The sequence below is a fragment of the Microbacterium longlingense genome, from assembly GCF_058349825.2.
In genome coordinates this window covers 45,785-66,457 of the sequence record NZ_JBYRJA020000010.1, presented here as the reverse complement: position 1 = coordinate 66,457, position 20,673 = coordinate 45,785, and the positions used below count along the sequence as shown (strand labels likewise).

At 70.0% G+C, this 20,673-nt stretch carries 16 protein-coding genes and 1 tRNA gene; 4 read left to right on the top strand and 13 right to left on the bottom strand.

Going from position 1 to position 20,673, the window contains the following annotated elements; translation table 11 throughout:
- Positions 1-168 precede the first annotated feature (168 nt).
- Positions 169-1,653: a GMC oxidoreductase gene (locus AC3RXY_RS13770; RefSeq protein WP_491511489.1), complete on the bottom strand. Its 1,485-nt coding sequence runs from the start codon at positions 1,651-1,653 to the stop codon at positions 169-171.
- 28 nt (positions 1,654-1,681) lie between these two features.
- Positions 1,682-2,788 (bottom strand): Gfo/Idh/MocA family protein, encoded by a 1,107-nt coding sequence (locus tag AC3RXY_RS13765; RefSeq protein WP_491511488.1) that lies wholly within the window; start codon positions 2,786-2,788, stop codon positions 1,682-1,684.
- A gap of 101 nt (positions 2,789-2,889) precedes the next feature.
- Here AC3RXY_RS13765 and AC3RXY_RS13760 point away from each other — a divergent pair, with 101 nt between their 5' ends.
- A complete protein-coding gene (locus AC3RXY_RS13760; protein ID WP_491511487.1) occupies positions 2,890-4,083 on the top strand; it encodes an ROK family transcriptional regulator in 1,194 nt (397 codons plus the stop codon).
- A gap of 191 nt (positions 4,084-4,274) precedes the next feature.
- Here AC3RXY_RS13760 and rplA read toward each other — a convergent pair whose 3' ends face one another.
- The 9 genes from rplA to gabT all read right to left on the bottom strand — a co-directional run bounded on the left by rplA (position 4,275) and on the right by gabT (position 13,211).
- The gene (gene rplA, locus AC3RXY_RS13755; RefSeq protein ID WP_491511486.1) at positions 4,275-4,964 is read right to left on the bottom strand and encodes a 50S ribosomal protein L1; all 690 of its coding nucleotides are present in this window, start codon (positions 4,962-4,964) and stop codon (positions 4,275-4,277) included.
- 11 nt (positions 4,965-4,975) lie between these two features.
- On the bottom strand, positions 4,976-5,407 hold the full coding sequence (rplK, locus tag AC3RXY_RS13750; RefSeq protein WP_491511485.1) for a 50S ribosomal protein L11: 432 nt from the start codon (positions 5,405-5,407) through the stop codon (positions 4,976-4,978).
- 240 nt (positions 5,408-5,647) lie between these two features.
- Positions 5,648-6,709, bottom strand: coding sequence for a transcription termination/antitermination protein NusG (gene nusG / locus AC3RXY_RS13745; protein ID WP_491511484.1), 1,062 nt, complete (start codon positions 6,707-6,709; stop codon positions 5,648-5,650).
- A 59-nt stretch (positions 6,710-6,768) separates the two neighbouring features.
- Positions 6,769-7,038 (bottom strand): preprotein translocase subunit SecE, encoded by a 270-nt coding sequence (gene secE / locus AC3RXY_RS13740; protein WP_491511483.1) that lies wholly within the window; start codon positions 7,036-7,038, stop codon positions 6,769-6,771.
- 40 nt (positions 7,039-7,078) lie between these two features.
- Positions 7,079-7,151, bottom strand: a tRNA-Trp gene (locus AC3RXY_RS13735).
- A 240-nt stretch (positions 7,152-7,391) separates the two neighbouring features.
- Complete coding sequence (locus AC3RXY_RS13730) at positions 7,392-8,747, bottom strand: NAD-dependent succinate-semialdehyde dehydrogenase (RefSeq protein ID WP_491511482.1); 1,356 nt, start codon at positions 8,745-8,747, stop codon at positions 7,392-7,394.
- A 35-nt stretch (positions 8,748-8,782) separates the two neighbouring features.
- A complete protein-coding gene (locus tag AC3RXY_RS13725; RefSeq protein WP_491511481.1) occupies positions 8,783-10,252 on the bottom strand; it encodes an NAD-dependent succinate-semialdehyde dehydrogenase in 1,470 nt (489 codons plus the stop codon).
- Between the two features lie 48 nt (positions 10,253-10,300).
- Positions 10,301-11,659: a flavin monoamine oxidase family protein gene (locus tag AC3RXY_RS13720; RefSeq protein WP_491511480.1), complete on the bottom strand. Its 1,359-nt coding sequence runs from the start codon at positions 11,657-11,659 to the stop codon at positions 10,301-10,303.
- 196 nt (positions 11,660-11,855) lie between these two features.
- Positions 11,856-13,211, bottom strand: coding sequence for a 4-aminobutyrate--2-oxoglutarate transaminase (gene gabT / locus AC3RXY_RS13715; RefSeq protein ID WP_491511479.1), 1,356 nt, complete (start codon positions 13,209-13,211; stop codon positions 11,856-11,858).
- A 217-nt stretch (positions 13,212-13,428) separates the two neighbouring features.
- Between gabT and AC3RXY_RS13710 the strand changes: the two genes are divergently transcribed.
- Complete coding sequence (locus AC3RXY_RS13710) at positions 13,429-14,967, top strand: PucR family transcriptional regulator (protein ID WP_491511478.1); 1,539 nt, start codon at positions 13,429-13,431, stop codon at positions 14,965-14,967.
- 129 nt (positions 14,968-15,096) lie between these two features.
- Here the strand turns inward: AC3RXY_RS13710 and AC3RXY_RS13705 are convergent, their stop codons facing one another.
- Both AC3RXY_RS13705 and AC3RXY_RS13700 read right to left on the bottom strand, forming a co-directional pair.
- Entirely contained in the window at positions 15,097-16,452 is a 1,356-nt protein-coding gene (locus AC3RXY_RS13705; protein WP_491511477.1) for an NtaA/DmoA family FMN-dependent monooxygenase, read from the bottom strand.
- Positions 16,453-16,622: 170 nt separating this feature from the next.
- Positions 16,623-18,059, bottom strand: coding sequence for a helix-turn-helix domain-containing protein (locus tag AC3RXY_RS13700; protein ID WP_491511476.1), 1,437 nt, complete (start codon positions 18,057-18,059; stop codon positions 16,623-16,625).
- A gap of 304 nt (positions 18,060-18,363) precedes the next feature.
- Between AC3RXY_RS13700 and aceB the strand changes: the two genes are divergently transcribed.
- Both aceB and AC3RXY_RS13690 read left to right on the top strand, forming a co-directional pair.
- On the top strand, positions 18,364-19,995 hold the full coding sequence (gene aceB / locus AC3RXY_RS13695) for a malate synthase A (RefSeq protein ID WP_491511475.1): 1,632 nt from the start codon (positions 18,364-18,366) through the stop codon (positions 19,993-19,995).
- A 111-nt stretch (positions 19,996-20,106) separates the two neighbouring features.
- A complete protein-coding gene (locus tag AC3RXY_RS13690; protein WP_491511474.1) occupies positions 20,107-20,505 on the top strand; it encodes a YccF domain-containing protein in 399 nt (132 codons plus the stop codon).
- Positions 20,506-20,673: the final 168 nt, after the last annotated feature.

Sequence of the window (20,673 nt, the reverse complement as noted above, 5' to 3'; positions counted from 1 at the left end):
CGGCGACGACCCGATGACGGCGACGATACGCCGACCGCGGGAGAAGGCCGTCCTGCCGGGCGGCCCGAGGCCGTCCAGACACGACGTCCGGAGCACGAAGACCGGTGGGCTTCGTCACGGCCGTGCCTCCTCCCGGAATGACGCGGGCAGTCCCCGCTGGCGTGTTCCTCAGCGGGCGGTGAGGGCGCGGGCGGTGCGCACGGCGAGCGTGGCACCGGTGAGGGTCGAGTTGCAGGTGAGCGCGGTGGGGATGACCCCGTTCCCGGCGAGGAACAGATTGCGGTAGCCCCACACCCGACCGTCGGTGTCGACGACCGACGTTCCGTCGTCTTCCGCGCCCATCCGGGTGGTGCCGGTGAAGTGCAGCGACGCGCCGGCAGGAAGCACCGCGGAGTCCTCGGCCGCGAAAGATCCGATCGCGTTCGCGGCGGCGCTCTGCACGTCCTGCGTGGCCCGGATCATCTCCCAGTCCTTCTCCGAGTAGGAGAAGTGCACGGTCATGTGCGGCATCCCGAGCGCATCGGTGAGCTCGTCTGAGAACTCCACCCTGTTCTCCGGGCGGATCTCGGTGACGCAGTACCAGCCGACACTGAGCACGTGCCCAAGGTCTTCGATCTCGCGCTCCATGAGCTGGCCGTGCATCGGACGGGCCTCGCCGAGCGACGGGCTCCAGTAGGCGCCGATGAAGGGCTCGCCCGCCGGCGGGGTCGGGATGTCGGCGTCGGTCAGGCCGAGACGCTCGGCGTCGATGACCACGTCTCCGCTGATCGAGGCGTGCTCGTTCAGGCGCACGCCCAGGGCCTCCGGGCGGATGCCGGACGCCCACAGCAGCTGCGGCGTGCGCAGCGAGTCCGCGGCCAGCAGGTAGCGGGTTCCGGTGTAGACGGTCTCCTCGCCGGTCACCACGTCGCGACCGACGATGCCGGTCACCTCATCGCCCTCGGTGAGCACGCGCGTGCACAGCACACCGCTGCGCAGCTGGACGTTCGGCGCGCTGCCGTCGAAGACGAACGGCGCGATGTCGCGGGGCCCGGTGCGCGCGAACGGCCGGTCGGTGTGCGGGATACCGGCCATCGGCATGTACCCGAAAGCCCGGGTCTCGTCGTCCGCGGGAAGGGCCTCGCGGAGGGCGGCGAAAAGCGGCTCGGTGAACGGGTTGTCCACCAGCGGCCCGCGCTGTACGCGCAGGCGGCGCCGCGCGCTCTCCAGATCGGCATCCCACTGGGCGCGCGGAAGGAAGTCGGGGATCTCGTTCTCATACGCCCACGGGCACGCGGCGGTCCAGTGCACGCCGAGCCCACCGAGGTTCCATCCCACCGATGCGCCGGGGAACTGGGCGAAGTTGTGGCCGAAGAAGGCCAACGGGAACACGCCGGGCATGTCCGCGTTCCACGAGTCGCCTTCGATCTCGTTCATCGCGGTCGCCCCGGCGACATACTCGATCTGCTGCGCACGGCGCATGAGGGTCTCGTACGACGCGTTCATGGCGCTCTCGTCCGCTTCGACGAGGTGCTCACCGGCGTTGTCCGTGATGTCACGGCCTGCTTCGAGGACGAGAATCGATGCACTCGGATCCTGGGCGTGCACCTCGGCCGCGACGATCGCGCCGTTGATGCCGCTGCCCACGATGACGAGATCGAATGACATGGTCATGGATGTTCTTCCTTCGGGATGTCGGTTGTCAGGATGCCGTCGCGACCCACTGGCCGGTCTCGGCGGAGCGGAGGACGGCTTCGGTGAGGAGCGCGGCGCGGGCGCCGTCGGCGAAGACCGGCAGGCCTTCTGGCTGCTCGCCGCGCACGGCTGCGAGGACGTCGGCGACGAAGCCGTTGAAGGCGTCCTGGTAGCCCATCGGGTGGCCGACGGGAACCGCGGACAGTCGGGCGGCGTCGCGGTTCGGCGATTCAGGGGTGCGGAAGAGCACGGTGTTGCCTTCCCGGCCACCGAACCACAGCTTCTCCGGGTCCTCCTGGTCGAAGCGCACGCTGGCTGCGGCCCCGTGCAGCTCGAGGGTCACGGCGTTCTTGCGCCCGGCTGCCATCTGCGACACCAGCAGGGTGCCGATCGCGCCGGACTCCAGCTCGACGACGATCGCCACGGCATCCTCGTTGGCGACCGGGGCGCCCCCGCGCGACTCGTAGAAGCGGCGGGTGCGGGCGACGAGGGAGACGATGCGCTCCCCGGTGACGAACTCGAGAAGGTCGCAGAGGTGCGAGCCGATGTCGGCGAAAGCGCGCGACGGGCCGCCCTCGGCGGATGCGGTGCGCCAGTCGGTGTCGTCGGCCAGCAGCATCCAGTCCTGCAGGTAGCCGCAGTCCACGGTGATGAGGGCGCCGATCTCTCCCGCGCGCACGCGGGCCCTAGCCTCGCGCACCATCGGGTGGTAGCGGTAGACGAAGGGGACGGCGGCCACGAGGCCACTGGCCTCGGCGGCTGCCGCCAGTTCCGCCGCCTCGTCGAGCGAGACCGCGAGGGGCTTCTCGCACACCACGTGCTTGCCGGCGGCGAGGGCCGCGCGGGCGAGCTCGGCGTGCGAGGCGTTCGGGGTGCAGACGTGGACGACATCGACGTCGGCTGCGGTGATGAGCGATGCCGCGTCGGACTCTCCCCGCTCGATGCCGAGCGCTTCCGCGGCGCGCGCAGCACGTTCCGGCGATGACGCTGCGATCGCCGTCAGGGCGGCGCCGGCGGAGCGGAGGGCGCGGGAATGGACCTGGCCCATGAAGCCGGCGCCCAGGATGCCGGCGCGCACGGGCCGGACGTCAGTGTCGGTGACAGTCGTTGTCATGCGGTCGATTCTGACACAGAAAACGAGCTTTTGTCGAGCATCATGCAAAAGTCGTCTGTCAGTGATCTGAACCTGTGAGCCTGGCATGGTTTACTACTCGCGTGAGTGACATCCCGCGGCCACCCCTGACCGCCCCGCCGGGCGCGGGAGACATCCTCCAGATCTTCCTGGACGGACAGGCCCGCACGAAGGCCGAGCTCGCCCAGATCACCGGCCTCGCACGGTCAACGGTCTCGTCGCGGGTGGATGCGCTGCTCACCGCCGGCCTGGTCCTGCCCGCCGGGGAAGCCGCGTCCACCGGAGGCCGTCCGCCCTCGCGGATCGCATTCAACCCCCGGGCCGGCACAATCCTGGCGATCGACCTGGGCGCGACCCATGCCACCGTCGCCATCGCCGATCTGGGCGGCAGCATCCACGGCGCCACGACGCGTGAGCTGCTCATCAGTGCCGGGCCGGAGAGCGTGCTCGACACCGTGCTCGCCGACGGCGCGGCCCTTCTGGCCGACGCCGGGCACGACCTCGGCGCCCTGGTCGGCATCGGCATCGGCGTGCCGGGCCCGGTGGAGTTCTCCTCGGGACGCCCCACCAATCCCCCGATCATGCCGGGATGGGACCGTTTCGACATCCCCTCCTATGTGCGTCGCTCCTTCGACGTCACCGTCCTGGTCGACAACGACGTGAACCTCCTCGCGCTCGGCGAGCACGCCCTGACCTGGCCTCACATCGACGATCTCGTGTTCGTGAAGGTCTCCACCGGTATCGGCGCCGGCATCATCTCCGGGGGACGCCTGCAGCGGGGCGCGCAGGGAACGGCCGGAGACATGGGCCACGTGCAGGTGCCGGACAGCCATGACTCCCCGCGCCCGCCCGGAGACGAACGCGACCTCGAGGCGATCGCGAGCGGACCGGCGATCGCCGCAGCCCTGCGCGCCCAGGGCATTGACGCCCGGACGGGATCCGACGTCATCGAGCTCGTGCGGGCCGGCAACCCCGCCGCGATCGCGGCCACCCGTCAAGCGGGCCGGGAGGTGGGCGAGGTGCTGGCGACGGTCGTCAACATGCTGAACCCGTCGATGATCGTGATCGGCGGCAGGATCGCCCGCGCCGGAGAGCACCTGCTCGCGGGTGTGCGCGAGGTGGTCTACCGGCGCTCCATCCCCCTGGCGACCCAGCATCTCGGGATCGTGCAGAGCCGCGGCGGCGAGCGGGCCGGCGCGCTCGGAGCGGCGATCCTGGTCAGTCGCCACGTGCTCTCCCCCGGCACCGTGGAGGGCTTCCTCACCCCCCGCGGCTAGCCCCTCACCCCGCCCCCGCCCCCGGTATCCGCCCACCCGAACTCAGGCAATACCCGCACCGCACCATCGGAAACCGGTGTCTCGGCGCCGCGGCCGCAATTCTGCCTGAGTACGGGCACGCGCTCGACGGAGACCGCGGGAACGCCGAAGGCCCCCGCCGGAACGGCGGGGGCCTTCATGCTGAGCGCGGCTCAGATGACGTTGACGTCCAGCGGGATGGCCGGGCCGAACGTGGTCGACACGGCGCCCTTCTGGATGTAACGACCCTTCGAGCTCGACGGCTTCAGACGCACGATCTCTTCCAGCGCTGCGCTGAGGTTCTCGTCGAGCTGCTCGGCCGAGAACGACGCCTTGCCCACGATGAAGTGAACGTTTGCGTGCTTGTCGACGCGGAACTCGATCTTGCCGCCCTTGATCTCCTCCACGGCCTTGGCCGGGTTGGGGGTCACGGTGCCGGTCTTCGGGTTCGGCATCAGGCCACGCGGACCCAGCACCTTGCCGAGACGCCCGACCTGACCCATGAGCTCCGGGGTCGAGACAGCGGCATCGAAATCGGTCCAGCCGCCGGCGACCTTCTCGATGAGCTCGGCGCCGCCGACCTCATCGGCACCCGCGGCGATGGCGGCCTCAGCGGCCGGGCCCGTCGCGAAGACGATCACGCGGGCGGTCTTGCCGGTGCCGTGCGGGAGCATGACGGTGCCGCGCACCATCTGGTCTGCCTTGCGGGGGTCGACCGAGAGCTTGAGGGCGACCTCGACGGTGGAGTCGAACTTCGCCGAGCCGGTCTCCTTCGCCAGGGCGACGGCCTCGGTCGGGGTGTAGAAGCGGTCTGCATCGATCTTCGCGAGCGCCGCCTGGTAAGCCTTGGACTTGGTAGCCATGTTTATCTCCCTCAGCCCTCGACCGTGATGCCCATGGAACGGGCGGTTCCGGCGATGATCTTCGAGGCGGCCTCGATGTCGTTCGCGTTCAGGTCTGCCTGCTTCTGCTCGGCGATCTGACGCACCTGGTCGGCGGTGATCTTGCCGACCTTGACGGTGTGCGGGGTGGCCGAGGCCTTCTGCACACCGGCAGCCTTCTTGATGAGCTCCGCCGCCGGCGGGGTCTTCAGGACGAAGGTGAAGCTGCGGTCCTCGTAGACGGTGATCTCGACAGGGATGACGTTGCCGCGCTGCGACTCGGTCGCGGCGTTGTACGCCTTGCAGAACTCCATGATGTTGACGCCATGCTGACCGAGCGCGGGGCCGATCGGCGGCGCCGGGTTGGCGGCGCCGGCGTTGATCTGGAGCTTGATCAGGCCGGTCACCTTCTTCTTCGGTGCCATTTCTCTCTCCTTTTCGTGCGCCCCGATGGGCGCGCTGCCACACGTCAGGCTCTTCCTGGGCGTGGTGGGGATGCCGGCCCGCACGGGGCCAACCGCTCCATGTTACCCGAAACAGCAGGGTTACCCGAATCAGAGGTCCGGCTTCCCCTCGCCATCGGCCGCTGTGCGAACGCCGTGCGCGCAGAAATGCAGCGCGCCCCGCCGGCCGAGGCCTGCGGGGCGCGCTGCGAGCCGTTCGGCTCAGAGCATCTTGGTGACCTGGTCGAAGGACAGCTCAACCGGGGTCTCACGCTCGAAGAGCGAGACGAGGACGGTGAGCTTGCCGCTTTCCGGCTTGATCTCGCTGATCGTGCCGGGAAGACCCGCGAAGGAGCCCTCCTTGATCGTGATGGTCTCGCCCACCTCGAAGTCGACCTCTGCCGCGACAGGCCGCGCGACGGCCTGGCCGCCCTTGGCCGCGACGGCCTTGGCGGTGGGAACGTCCTTGACCTCGACGAGGGACTTCAGCATGCCGAAGGCCTCCTCGAAGCGGAGCGGGATCGGGTTGTGCGCGTTGCCGGCGAACCCGGTGACACCCGGGGTGTGCCGCACGACAGACCAGGTCTCTTCGTTCAGCTCCATGCGCACGAGCACGTAGCCGGGGTAGCGCACCCGGGTGACCATCTTGCGCTGGCCGTTCTTGATCTCGACGACGTCCTCCATCGGGACCTCGACCTGGTAGATGTCGTCCTCGACCTCGAGCGTGGCCTTGCGCTGCTCGATGTTGGCCTTCACCTTGCGCTCGAAGCCGGCGTAGGAGTGGATCACGTACCACTTGCCGGGGAGCATGCGCAGGTCGATGCGGAAGGCCTCGTAGGGGTCCTCCTCCGCGGCGTCGTCATCCTCGACCTCGACGTCGACCTCAACGTCGACCTCGGCCTCGGCCTCGGCCTCGGCGCTGTCGTCGTCCTCGTCCGGTCCGTCGTAGGGGGCGACCTCCTCAGCCGCGGCGGCCTCGGCGTCCGCGACCTCCTCGGCGAGCGAGTCGCTGAGCACCTCCGCCGCGGCCTCGGCCTCGGCGGTCTCGTCAATGTGAAGGGCGTCGTTCACGATCGCGTCTGCCTCCGGGTCGTCGATCTCGATGTCTTCGTCTTCGTCGCTGACAACGGCCTCGTCGTCCTCGACATGGATGGCGAGGTGCTCGGCCGGGGTGGCGGAGAGCTCCTCTTCCGCCAGGACGGCACCCTCCTGGGCTTCGTCGTCCTCGCTGGACTGCTCTGCCGCGGTCGCCCAGTCGGCGTCGTCGGAATAACGTTCAGACACTTCAGATCATCTCCATGGGGGCGCGGTCCTCGTTCGTGGCCAGGACCGCTGTACCGGGCTCAGCGCCCCGGAACACCGAACACCTGAGTGGTGAGCCACGAGGAGACGAAGTCGAGGCCGTAGACCAGACCCATCATGATCAGGACGAACACCAAGACAACCAAGGTGTAGGTGACGAGCTCCTTGCGCGTGGGAGTGACCACCTTGCGCAGCTCGCCGATGACCTGACGGAAGAACAGCGCGATCCGTCCGAAGAAGCCCAGCTTCTTCTCCCGGGTGCCGACGCCGCCCGCGGCGGAATCCTCGGCGCGCGACGCGTCCTGAACCATCGTGAAATGCACCTTTCATGTGTCAGCATGCGCTGACGCGCAGGGCGGACAGGAATCGAACCTGCAACCTGCGGTTTTGGAGACCGCTGCTCTGCCAATTGAGCTACCGCCCTAGGGCCTCGCGGCCCTCTGCACCCTTCTTCCCACCTGATCAGGCACGGCAAAGGATGCAGATGATTACTGCGGGATCAGTCTACGGCATGCCCGCCGAGTGCGCGAACCGGACGCGAAAGTGCGCCGCCGCCGCCCCCGGAACCGCGCTCGGCCGGCCCGGGGAACGGCAGGCAGACGCTCCCCGCCGAGCGGGGCGGCCCCTGGCCGGGACCGCCCCGTTCCGCACGGCGGGCGCCGGCTCAGCCGACGCGGACGAGCTTCTTGTTGACGAACTCGTCGGCCGCGAGCAGACCCATCTCACGCGAGGTGCCGCTCTTCTTCACTCCGCCGAAAGGCAGCTCCGGGCTGTCAGCGAGAGCGATGTTGACGTAGACCATGCCCGCCTCGATGCGGTCGGCGACGCGCTGCGCCTGCTCGGGGTCCGTGGTGAAGAGGTACGAGCCGAGACCGAACTCGGTGTCGTTGGCCAGCTCCACCGCCTCGTCCTCGCTCGAGACGCGGTAGACGACGCCCACCGGGCCGAAGAACTCCTCGCGGTAGGCGTTCGTGCCCTTCTCGACATCGGTGAGCACGGTGGACGGGTAGAAGCAGCCGTCGCGCTCACCGCCGAGCACCAGGGTCGCCCCTTGCTCACGTGCGGTGTCGACCTGCGCTTCGAGGGTCTTCGCGGCGGTCAGCGAGGAGAGCGGCCCCAGCACGGTGTCCTCCGCGAGCGGGTCGCCGAGGGTGGCTTCGGCCATGCGCGCGACGAACTTCTCCAGGAACGCGTCGTACAGCTCGTCGATGACGATGAAGCGCTTCGGGGCGTTGCACGACTGACCGGAGTTGTCCAGGCGCGCATCGACGGCGTACTGCACGGTGGCGTCGAGGTCGGAGGTCGACAGCACGATGAACGGGTCCGATCCGCCGAGCTCCAGCGCGACCTTCTTGAGGTTGCGTCCGGCGACCTCGGCGACCGCCGCTCCCGCGCGCTCAGAACCGGTGACGGACACCCCCTGCACCCGCGGGTCTGCGATCACGTCGGCGGCCTGCTCGTTGGTCAGGCGCAGATTGACGTACCACCCGGCCGGGAAGCCGGCGTCCTGGTAGATCTTCGCGATCGCCTCGGCGGACTCCGGGCACTGCGACGCATGCTTGAGCAGGATGCTGTTGCCGATCGCGATGTTCGGCGCCGCGAAACGCGCCACCTGGTAGTAGGGGAAGTTCCACGGCATGATGCCCAGGAGCACGCCCAGGGGGGCACGACGGATGACCGCAGAGCCCTCGCCGAGAATGTCGATCGGGGTGTCGGCGGTGATCTTGTCGATGTTGTCCGCGTAGAACTCGGTGATGTCGGCCGCGAACTCGACCTCGCCGATCGCGCCGGAGAGCACCTTGCCCATCTCGCGGACGATGATCTCGGCGAGCTCCTGCTTGCGTTCGCGGTGCAGCTCGGCGACACGGCGCAGCAGCGTCGCCCGCTCCGCGCGGCTCAGGCCGGTGCGGGAGGCCTCGTCGGCCGCGGCGATACCCGCCTCGACGGTCGCGGCGTCGGACAGATCGTAGGCGGCCAGCGTCTCGCCGGTCGCCGGGTTGATGACGGCGTAGGTGCTCATGTTCCTCCTTGAATCGTGAATCCCGTGAGACGTGGTCAGTCCGCCGGGATGAGCGTGTACTTCGTGGACAGGTACTCGTGGATGCCCTCGAGGCCGCCCTCCCGGCCGACACCGGACTGCTTGACGCCGCCGAAGGGAGCAGCGGCGTTCGAGACGACGCCGACGTTCAGTCCCATCATCCCCGTCTCGAGGGCGTCGATCATCCGCAGCCCGCGTGCGAGGTCGGTGGTGAAGACGTAGGACACCAGGCCGTACTCGGTGTCGTTGGCGAGGCGGACGGCTTCGTCCTCGTCACGGAAGGTCGTGATGGCCAGAACCGGTCCGAAGATCTCCTCGCGCAGGATGTCACTGCCCGCGACGACGCCCGACACGACGGTCGGCTCGAAGAAGCTGCCCTCCCCGGTGATCGGCTGTCCGCCGGCGAGCACCGACGCGCCCCGGTCGACGGCGTCCTGCACCAGCTCTGCCGCCTTGGAAACGGCGTCCTCGTCGATGAGCGGCCCGATGGTGACGCCCTCCTCTGTGCCGCGTCCGATCTTCATGGCCTCGACCCGCTCTGCCACCCGAGCGGCGAACTCCTGGGCGACGGCCTCGTGGACGATGAAACGGTTGGCCGCGGTGCACGCCTGGCCGATGTTGCGGAACTTCGCCAGCATCGCCCCGTCGACGGCCTTGTCCAGGTCAGCGTCCTCGAAGACGACGAAGGGTGCGTTGCCGCCCAGCTCCATGGATACGCGCAGCACTCCCTGCGCGGCCTGCGCGATGAGGCGGCGACCGACCTCCGTCGAGCCGGTGAACGACAGCTTGCGCAGCCGCGGGTCGGCGATGATGGGGCTCGACAGCGCGCTCGACCGCGAGGTCTGCACCACGTTCACGACGCCGGCGGGGACGCCGGCCTCCTCGAGGATCGACGCGAAGAGCAGCGTGGTCAGCGGAGTCACCGCGGCGGGCTTCACCACAACGGTGCATCCGGCGGCCAGCGCAGGAGCGATCTTGCGGGTCGCCATCGCGAAGGGGAAGTTCCACGGGGTGATGAAGAACGACGGCCCGACGGGACGCTGCGAGACGACCATGTGGCCGGTGCCTTCGGGGTTCTCGCCGTAGCGGCCAGCGATGCGCACCGCCTCCTCGCTGAACCAGCGCAGGAACTCCCCGCCGTACGCGACCTCGCCCCGAGCCTCGGCGAGGGGCTTGCCCATCTCCAGGGTCATCAGGAGCGCAAGCTCCTCCTTGCGCTCCTGCACGATCTCCCACGCGCGGCGCAGGATCTCGCTGCGCACCCGCGGGGCGGTGCCGGCCCAGGCGTCCTGCGCGGCGACGGCGGCGTCGAGAGCGCGGATGCCGTCGTCCGGCGTCGCGTCGGCGACGCTGACGAGCACCTTCCCCGTCGACGGGTCATAGACGTCGAAGGTGCCATCGGTGTTCCGCCACTCACCCCCGATGTAGAGGCCCGTGGGGATGCGGTCGAGGAGGTCGCGCTCCTGCGCGGAGAGCTGCGTGGTCATCGGGGTGCTCCTGTGCTGTGTGTCGGGTGGGGGGTGTGTCGTGGTGCGTCAGAGGGTGTGCCGGATCTCGGCGGCGACGGCGCGGCCCATCCGGATCGCCCCGTCGACGTGCTGGAAGCCGGCTCCGGCCACATCGCTGCACGCGACGTGGATCGGGCCGACCGGGGTACGCAGGTGCGGGCCGTAGCGGTAGAGACCGCCGAGGTCGAAGCTCGCGGCGTAGGCACCGCGGGTCCACTCCTCGGCGCCCCAGTCGCTCTCGTAATAGACGATCGGATCCTTCGCCGCGGGGCCGTAATAGTGCGAGAGCGACTCGAGGATCCGCTCGCGGCGGTCCGCCGCGGACAGCGCGAACAGGCCATCGGCGAGCCGGTCGGACACGAAGCCCACCAGCGTGCCGCGCTCGTCGCCGTGGTTGGTGTTGTCGTAGGCCTCGTGCGAGATCTCATAGGGGCTGAACGCGGTCCCGGAGAGCCCCTGCTCCCGCCAGAACGGACGGTCGTAGACCGCGTGGACCTTGATCACGAAGCCCATCGAGATGTGCTGGTGCATCTGCTGCTGCAGCCGCGGCAGCGGCGGCACGAAGGAGATCCGCTCGGAGAGCACCGGCGCGAGGGCGAGCACCGCGCGTCGGGCTCGGACGACGAGGGTGTCGGTGCGGGCGACCACGCCCTCATCGCCCCAGGTGATGCTGCGGACGGGCTGCGCGAGGAACACATCGTCGGCCAGCCGTTCGGCGAGCCGGATCGGCACCTGCTGGAGGCCGCCCACGACCCGGCGGTCGAGGATGAAGTCGGCGTCGACGAGATGCGAGAAGCTCCCGGCACTCGCGGCCATGAGCAACGCCTGGAGCGTGGAGAACGCATACGCCGGCTTGGTGAGCATCGCCGGACCGATGAAGAGGGCGATGTTGTCGCGCGCCTCCTGGTCGTCGGTCTCGCGTGCGAGCCAGGCCTCGAAGGAGATGCGATCGAGAGCGTCGGCGTCTGGATGCTCCCACGGGCGATCCGGGTCGATCTCCGCGGCCAGCTGGTCGAGACGCGCGATCAGCCGCGCGATCTCACGCTCCGTCTCCGGCGCGGCAGGGAAGATGTCTCCGGTGAAGCGGGTCGGCTTGCCGTCCCGGCCGATATAGACGCTGTCGCCGTCGCGATAGCGCTCATAGGTGGCAAGGTCCAGCTCCGCGAGCATCGCGATCAGCGCGTCCTGATCGGGCGAGACCCACTGACCGCCGATCTCGAGCATCGCGCCGTCGATGACCTCGGTCCACAGCCGGCCGCCCACGCGGTCCCGCGCCTCGAGCACCGCGACGCTGAGTCCTGCGCGGCGCAGCTCATGGGCGGCGGTGAGACCAGCGGCGCCCGCGCCGACGATCACGACATCACGGACGATCTCCTCGGTGGTCACTGTCGGCACGCTCCTCGGTTCTTCTCCATCGTCCCTCGGGGATCGGGGTCTGTCGAGGCCCGCGGCCTCGTTGTCGCGCAGGATGTTGTTCTCCGACCGGACTGTTCCCTCGCGGGTCATCCGGTCAGAGAGCCTGTCGAAGGTCCCGGACCCCCAAGACTCGGGTCCTTCGACAGGCTCGGTCGGTGCTCCCGCCTCAGGCAGACCGCAGAGCGGCCGCGACGACGTCGAGGCCGTCGTTGAGCAGATCGTCGCTGATCGACAGCGGCGGGAGGAAACGGATGACGTTGCCGTATGTGCCGCAGGTGAGCACGACGACGCCCTGCTCCAGGCAACGCTTCGCCACGGCGGCGGTCAGGGCCGCGTCCGGGGCCTGGGTCTCCGGGTCGACGAACTCGGCGGCCACCATCGCGCCGCGGCCGCGCACATCGCCGATGCGCGGGTCTGCGGCCTGCATCTCGCGCAGGCGCCCGACGAGGATCTCGCCGATCTCGCGGGCGCGGGAGGAGAGGTCCTCCTCCTCGAACACCTCGATGGCGGCGAGCGCTGCCGCACACGCCACCGGGTTGCCGCCGTAGGTGCCGCCCAGGCCTCCGGCGTGCGAGGCGTCCATGATCTCGGCCCGACCGGTGACCGCGGCCAGCGGCAGGCCGGCCGCGATGCCCTTGGCCGTGGTGATGAGGTCCGGCTCGATGCCGAACTGCTCGCTGGCGAACATCGTGCCGGTGCGGGCGAATCCGGTCTGCACCTCGTCGGCGATGAAGACGACGCCGTTCGCCCGGCACCAGTCGACCAGCGCGGGGAGGAAGCCGTCTGCGGGCACGATGAAGCCGCCTTCGCCCTGGATGGGCTCGATGATGACGGCGGCGAGGTTCTCCGCGCCGACCTGCTTCTCGATGATCGTGATCGCCCGGGCGGCCGCCTCCGCACCGGTCAGGCCGTCACGGAACGGATACGACAGCGGCGCGCGGTAGACCTCCGGGGCGAAGGGCCCGAAGCCGCTCTTGTACGGCATGTTCTTCGCCGTCAGCGCCATCGTGAGGTTGGTGCGGCCGTGGTAGCCGTGCTCGAAGGCGACGACCGCCGGACGGCCGGTGTGCTTGCGGGCGATCTTGACCGCGTTCTCCACGGCCTCAGCGCCGGTGTTGAACAGGGCGCTCTTCTTGGCGAAGGAGCCGGGGGCGAGGCGGTTCAGCGCCTCGGCGACCTGAACATAGGATTCGTACGGCGAGACCATGAAACAGGTGTGGGTGAACTGCGCGGCCTGGGCGGCCACCGCGGCCGCCACCTTCGGGTGGGCGTTGCCGACGGTGGTCACGGCGATGCCGCTGCCGAGGTCGATGAGCGAGTTGCCGTCGGCGTCCACGATGACACCGCCGCCCGCAGCGACCGCGGCGATCTGCACCGAGTGCCCGACGCCCTGGGCGACGGACTCCGCCTTGCGGGCGAGCACCTCCGCGGAACGGGGGCCCGGGATGGACGTGACGAGGCGCCGCTCCTGCGGGAGAGTGGGCCCGCCGAGGGGAAGGATGTCGGTGGTGGTGATCGTCATGCGGCGAGCGTACGTCCGGGGCGAGGGTCGGTGCATCCGCCCGCTTGTATAATCTGATCGATCTGTTCGCCTGATGGGCGAACTCTCACAAGCCCCGGGCCGGCCCGCCGTCGGCTGCCGAGTCACCAGGATGTTCAGGCCCGCGGGCCTGAACATCCTGGTGACTCGGCAGCCGCGCGCAGCGCGGCCCGCGCCCCACCCGAACCAGGGAGACAGGATGACCGCCACCCCCACCCTGCGGGCCCTGCTGGGCCGCGGCGATCTGGGTCTGCGCGCGGTGCTGCCGGCCGACCCGGCGGCGGACGCGGCGTTCGACCGGACGCTGCGCTGGGTGCACTCCTCCGACCTCGCCGACCCCACCCCGTTCCTCGCCGAGGACCTCGCGCTCCTCACCACGGGAAGACAGTTCGTCGACGGCGCGGATGCCGCCGTCTACGTCGCGCGTCTGCGAGCCCGCGGTGTCGTCGGACTCGGCTTCGGCAGCGAGGTGTACCGCACCGGCATCCCCGACGACCTCGTCACCGCGTGCCGCGCCGAGAGCATGCCTCTGTTCGAGGTGCCGTACAGCACGCCGTTCATCGCGATCGCCCGCGCGCACGCCGAGGCGATCGCGGCGCAGGCCTACGCCCGGCGCACCTGGGCGCTCGACGCGCAGCGGGCGATCGGCCTCGCGGCGCTCCGGCCCAGCGGCGTGCAGTCCGCGATCGACGAGCTCGCGAAGCGGCTGGGCACCTGGGCGGCGATGACCGACGCCGCCGGCACGATCGTCCATGTCGCCGGCCAGCTCTCCCCCGCAGCGCGTGAGTCGCTCGCTGCGCGAGCCGCGGAGCTCCTGGCCCACGGCTCGCTCGCCGCTCAGGCGATCACGGTGGCAGACCACTCCGGCACGCTGTACACGGTGGGCCGGACCGGGCGCCTGAGCGCGGCGATCGCCGTGGGCGCCGATGGTCTCGACGCCGAGTCCCGCTCGGTCGTCACGACCGTGATCGCGATGGCCGGTCTGGCCGCCGAGCAGACCGCCGACCTGGCGCGCGCGCGTCGGCGTCTGCGCGCGCGGATGCTCGAAGCCCTCCTGCGGGGCGAGCACGACCTCGCCCGGCAGGTGCTGGGCGGACTCCCGAAGGCGCCCGTTCTGGTGGTGGTCGCAGCGCCCGCCACCACGGCATCCGGGGCGAGGGTCCCCGTCGACGCGCTCGCCGAGTGGATCGGGCAGCGCACGGCGAGCGCCGCCTCCGGTCGCGGCGGTCCGGGTGTGCTGGTCGCCGACGACGGTGCTGGTCGCGCGGTGCTGTGCCTGCCATCGTCTGGTGTCACGGGCCGGTCGTCCGAGCAGCTGCTGGGCGACGCCGCCGAGCGGTTCGGGCTGTCGGTCGGCGTCTCGGTGCCGACACGGTACGACGGCTTCGCCGACGCCCACGCGCAAGCGCTCGTGGCCCTGCGCCGGACCCGCGGGGTCGGTGTCACCCGCTTCGGCGCGGAGACGGGGCTCATCGCTGCCGTCGCGGGCGGCGATGCGCGCGCGCTGGCCACCGCCCGGCTCGCACCGTTGCACGACGGGACGGATGACCTCGTGGGGACGCTGCGCAGCTGGCTGGAGCACGATGCGCGCTTCGCGCCGACGGCGCAGGCCCTCGGCATCCATCGGCACACCCTGCGCACGCGCCTGGGCCGCATCGCGTCGCTGCTGGCGGTCGACCTGGACTCCTTCCCCGCGCGCGCCGAGCTGTGGGTGGCCTTGCAGGCCCTGGAGGCCTGACCCGGGCGGGGGTGTGGGCGCCCACACCCCGCCCGATCTGCGGGGGTTGCCCCGTTCTGCGGGCGAAGCCCGCAGAACCATCCGCAGACCGGGGCAACCCCCGCAGATCGGGCGGGTGACGCCCCGGCGTCAGGACGATGTGCGCCGGTGCGCCCCGCCCGGATGGCTCGCGGGCAGGGCGGGGCCGGAGCCCATCAGCCGCTCGCGCAGCGTGGCCCCGGCCGGCGCCACGGGCGGGAGCATCCCGCGCTCGCGCAGCACCGGCATCACGTGCGCGATGAAGTCGCGGGTGGATGCCGGCGGAACCGTCGGCGCGAACAGGAAGCCATCCAGATCTGCACCATCGGCGAGCTCGGCCATCCGATCGGCCACCTGCTCCGGCGTGCCGACGACCGGCCGTGTGCCGACGCCGTGGGTGGCCCAGTCGGCGAGCACCTCGCCGACCGTGGTGTCTCCGAACCGAGCGACCTGGGTCTGCGACAGCTCGGTGTGCAGCGCGGACATCGGCGTCGCCGGATCGTAGGAGGACAGATCAAGACCGGTGAACCACGCATAGGAGGCCACCGCGACATCCGGGCTCTGCGCGGCCAGGACGCCCTGCCACTTCTCCTCCGCCTCGGCCGCCGTCTCGCCGACGACGGCGGAGAACGCCGCCATGACCTTCACATCGTCTGCGCGCCGTCCGGCGTCGGCCGCCGCCGCACGCACGCTCCGGACGTGTCCGGCGAGCTGCTCCACGTCGCCCCCGCCGATGAACACCGCCTCGGCGTGCCGACCGCCGAACGCCAGACCCGCGGGCGACGCGCCCGCCTGGAACAGCACCGGCGTGCCCTGCGGCGAGCGGTGGGTGTTCCCGTAGCCGTGCGAGACGAAGTAGGGACCGGTGTGCGAGATGCGGTGCACCTTGGCCGGGTCCGCGAACCGACCGTTCTTGTCCCGCTCCAGGGCATCCGGCTCCCAGGCCTCCTCCCACAGCTTGTAGACGACGTCGAGGAACTCGTCCGCCATCCGGTAGCGCTCGTCGTGGCCGACCATCGCCACCCCGAAGCCGCGCACCGCGGTGTCGGCGGTTCCCGTTGTCACGATGTTCCAGCCGATGCGCCCGCCCGAGAGGATGTCGAGCGTGGCGAGGCGGCGAGCGAACGAGTAGGGCGCGGAGAGCAGTGTGGAGCCGGTGACGACCAGACCCAGCCGGGAGGTGAGCGGGATGAGCGCGGCGAGCACGATCGCGGGGTCGAGGCGCGGCAGGTCGAGTCCCTCCGCCGTGCAGACGTCTGGCCGGGAGCCGTTCACGTCGGCCCAGCCCCACGCATCGGCCAGGAAGAGGAAGTCGAACCCGGCATCCTCGACCATCCGCGCCGTGTCGCGCCAGTAGTCGAGGGTGTCGAAGAGATGACGGCCGTGGTCGGGGTGCCGCCACACCGATGTGCCGGAGTCATTGGCCTGGGCATTCTCGAACAGGCCGAGACGCAGCTGTCGCACCATGCCCCCAGCATCCCATGCGGCGCAGGAACAGACCGGCGCACCCCGACCGGGCTGAGCCAACTCAGGCAGAACCAACGCGCTGCCCCGAAAACCCCCGTTTCGGGCCCGCCGCGCGCGATTCTGCCTGAGTGAGGGGCGCGCCACCGAGCACCCGACGAGACCGGGGCCCGTCACACCGGCGCGTGCGTCTCCAAGAACTCGTAGACGTCGGTCGTGTCGACCCCCGGGAACGCTCCGGTCGGCAGCGTCGCGAGCAGCGTGCGCGGGGTGCGCACGTTCGGCCAGGAGTGCTCCCGCCACCGCTCCTCCAGATCGGCGGGCGCGCGCCGGCAGCACACCTCGACGGAGTGCTTCGAGACGCCGCGGTTGGGGGTGTCTCGCCCGACGAACCACTTCGTGTCGTCGAAGCGCACGCCGACGCTCACCGAGTGCAGACCCTCGCTGGAGGACTCCACCCGCGCCGTGCACCAATATGTCCCGTTGCCGGTGTCGGTGTACTGGTAGTACGGATTGAAGTGGTCGTCGACCTCGAACACCACCCGGCTGGTCCATTTGCGACAGCACAGCTGCCCCTCGATCGACCCCAGCCGGTCGGTCGGGAAGTTCACGTCGTCGTTCTCGTAGGCCTTCGTGATCGTGCCGGACTCGTGCACCTTCAGGAAGTGCACCGGGATGTCGAGGTGCCGGGTGGCGAGGTTGGTGAACCGGTGAGCAGCGGACTCGTAGGAGATCGCATAGGCGTCGCGAAGATCCTCGATCGAGATCTCGCGGCGGCGCTTGGCGTCCTGCAGAAAGGGCACGACGTCCGCTTCCGGCGCCAGGAGCGCCCCGGTGAGATAGTTCGTCTCGACCCGCTGGCGGAGGTACTCCGCATAGCTGCGCGGCTCCTCGTGATCGAGCACCCGGCTTGAGAGCGCCTGCAGCACGGCCGTGCGGGCATCGCCGCGGGTCTGGGCGAGGTAGAGACGACCGTGCGCGAGGTCGGCGACGCTGCGGGTGGTCTGCGGCAGGTCGGAGACGTAGTGCAGGGTGAATCCGAGATGCGCGGCGATGTCGGACACAACGCGCTGTGTGAGCGGGCCGCCCGGGTGGTTGACGGCCGAGAGCATGCGGGTGGCTTCCGCGTCGAGGTCCGGGAAGTAGTTGTCCTGATCGCGCATCAGGTGGCGGAGGTCCACGTTCGCCCGGCGGGCTTCCTCCGGGGTGGCGGCACGCTCATCGCGCAGACGGTCGATCTCGCCGTGCAGCGCGAGAAGAGCCTTGAGCGCCTCCGTCGGGACCGCCTTGCCGATCCGGAACGGATCGACCCCGAGCGCCCGGAAGGTGGGTCCGCGCATCGCGCGCTCCAGGGAGATCTCCAGCGCTGACCGCTCATCGAGGGGCTCGTTCTCCAGGAGCGCATCCACCGACGTGCCGAGCGCACGGGCGATCGCCTGCAGGAGGGTGAGCTTGGGCTCACGCTTGCCGGTCTCGATCATCGACAGCTGGCTCGGCGCGCGCCCGACGGCGCCGGCCAGCTCCTCCAGGGTCATCGACCGTGCCGTGCGCAGCTGGCGGATGCGGCGGCCGATCGTCAGCGCGTCGGCGTCCGGGCCTTCATCGTCCATGCGTTGCCTCCTCCACGGTGCGCATCCCGCCGCTGCCCGGGTGGCGCCGCAGGGATCACGTTTCTTCTCCATTGATACCGCGTTTCGCGCCCCGCATCGGCCACTTCCCGTCGGCGACCGCGGTCAGCGACCTCATGGAGCCGATTCTGTCACTGGAAGAGAAAAACAACAAAACTTCTCCCCGGATTTGGCCAGGCAGCGGCTCGAACTTCACTCAGAGTGGACTCAAGCAACGGAGCACCGCTCCTTCGCCCCTTGCCCCTATCCGCCCCGCCCATCCCGCCGTTTTCGAAAGGACGACCTCATGAGCATCACGCCGACCACCGGCACTCTTCCCGTCACCGGGCCTGCGATCGAGGTCGCCGGCCCGCTCGCGGAGCGCTACGAGGAGATCCTCACCCCCGAGGCGATCGCGTTCATCACCGAGCTGCACCACCGCTTCGCCGGACGCCGGCACGACCGCCTCGCCGACCGGATGCGCCGCCGCTTCGAGATCGGCAACGGTCACGACCCCCGGTTCCGCGACGACACCGCGCACATCCGCGAAGACCAGTCGTGGCGCGTGGCCGGCGCAGGACCAGGGCTGGAGGACCGCCGCGTGGAGATCACCGGCCCCACCGACCCGAAGATGACCATCAACGCGCTCAACTCCGGTGCCCGCGTGTGGCTCGCCGACCAGGAGGACGCCACGAGCCCCACCTGGGCGAACGTGATCGAGGGCCAGCTGTCGCTGCGCGACGCGATCCGCGGCGAGCTCTCGTACACCTCGCCGGACGGCAAGGAGTACCGGGTGACCGCCGAGCGCACGCCCACCATCGTGATGCGGCCGCGCGGCTGGCACCTGACCGAGAAGCACATCGCCTTCACCGACCGCACCGGCCGGCAGACGGCGGCATCCGGATCGCTCGTCGATTTCGGCCTGTACTTCTTCCACAACGCCCAGGCGCTGATCGACGCCGGCCGCGGACCGTACTTCTACATCGCCAAGCTCGAGAGCAGCGAGGAAGCACGCCTGTGGAACGACGTGTTCACCTTTGCCGAGGAGTACCTGGGCCTCGCGCACGGCACGATCCGCGCCACCGTGCTGATCGAGACGCTGCCGGCGGCCTTCGAGATGGAGGAGATCCTCTACGAGCTGCGCGACCACTGCGCCGGCCTGAACGCCGGCCGCTGGGACTACATCTTCTCGATCATCAAGAACTACCGCGGCCGTGGCGCGCGCTTCGTGCTCCCCGACCGCAGCGAGGTCACGATGACGGTGCCGTTCATGCGGGCCTACACCGAGCTGCTCGTGAAGACCTGCCACCAGCGCGGCGCACACGCGATCGGCGGGATGAGCGCGTTCATCCCCAACCGCCGCGACCCCGAGGTGACGGCCCAGGCGTTCGAGCGCGTCGCCGCAGACAAGAACCGCGAGGCCGGCGACGGTTTCGACGGCACCTGGGTGGCCCACCCCGACCTGATCCCGGTGGCCCTGGCGGAGTTCGACGCGGTGCTCGGCGAGCAGCCGAACCAGATCGAACGCCAGCGCCCGGAGGTGACGGTGCGCGCGGCCGACCTGCTCGACGTGCACATCGGCCGCGACATCACCGCGGAGGGCGTGCGCTCGAACGTGTCCGTGGCGATCCGGTACATCGAGGCCTGGCTGCGCGGCCAGGGCGCTGTGGCGATCGACAACCTGATGGAGGATGCCGCGACCGCGGAGATCTCGCGTTCGCAGGTGTGGCAGTGGATCCACCAGGATCAGCGCACCGACGACGGCACCCACATCACGCGGGAGTATGTCGAGGGGCTCATCGCCGACATCCTCGCCAACGATGTCGAGCGCCACGACGGCGACCGCTTCGATGACGCTGCCGAGGTGTTCCGCGAGGTGGCGCTGCAGGAGACGTTCCCGGCTTTCCTCACGGTGCCGGCGTACGCCCGGTACCTCTGACACCCCCGCAACGGGGCGGTCCGGCATCAGCCGGGCCGCCCCGTTCGCGTGTGAGCCCGCCGGTTCTGCGATACCCGGCGTTCTCGCGGCGACGCACGAGAGAATGAGTGCATGCGCACCCTGCTCAACATCATCTGGCTGATCTTCGCGGGCTTCGCCCTGTTCCTCGGCTATGTCCTCGCCGGCGTGCTGCTGTGCATCCCGATCATCACGATTCCGTGGGCGATCGCCTCGTTCCGCACGGCGGGGTTCGTGATCTGGCCGTTCGGACGCACGATCGTGTCGAAGCCGACCGCGGGTGTCGGCTCGTTCATCGGCAACGTGATCTGGGTGGTCCTGGCCGGGTGGTGGCTCGCTCTGGGGCACATCCTCTCGGGCATCGCGCTGTGCATCACGATCATCGGCATCCCGATGGCGATCGCCGACTTCAAGATGGTGCCGATCTCCCTCATGCCCCTCGGCAAGGACATCGTCTCGACGCGCGACAGCGCCTTCGCCCGCACCCTCTGATCCCCCCGCGCCGCGCGGGCCGCCGAGTCACCAGGATTTTCCGGTTGGGGGGTGTGTGGAGCCCCAAGTTGGTCAGCCCCCCCCCAGAAAAGCCTGGTGGCCCGGAACAAGGGAAGCGAATTCTGCTCGGCGGGGGGGCGACACAGAGGGTAGTTCAACAGAAAAACG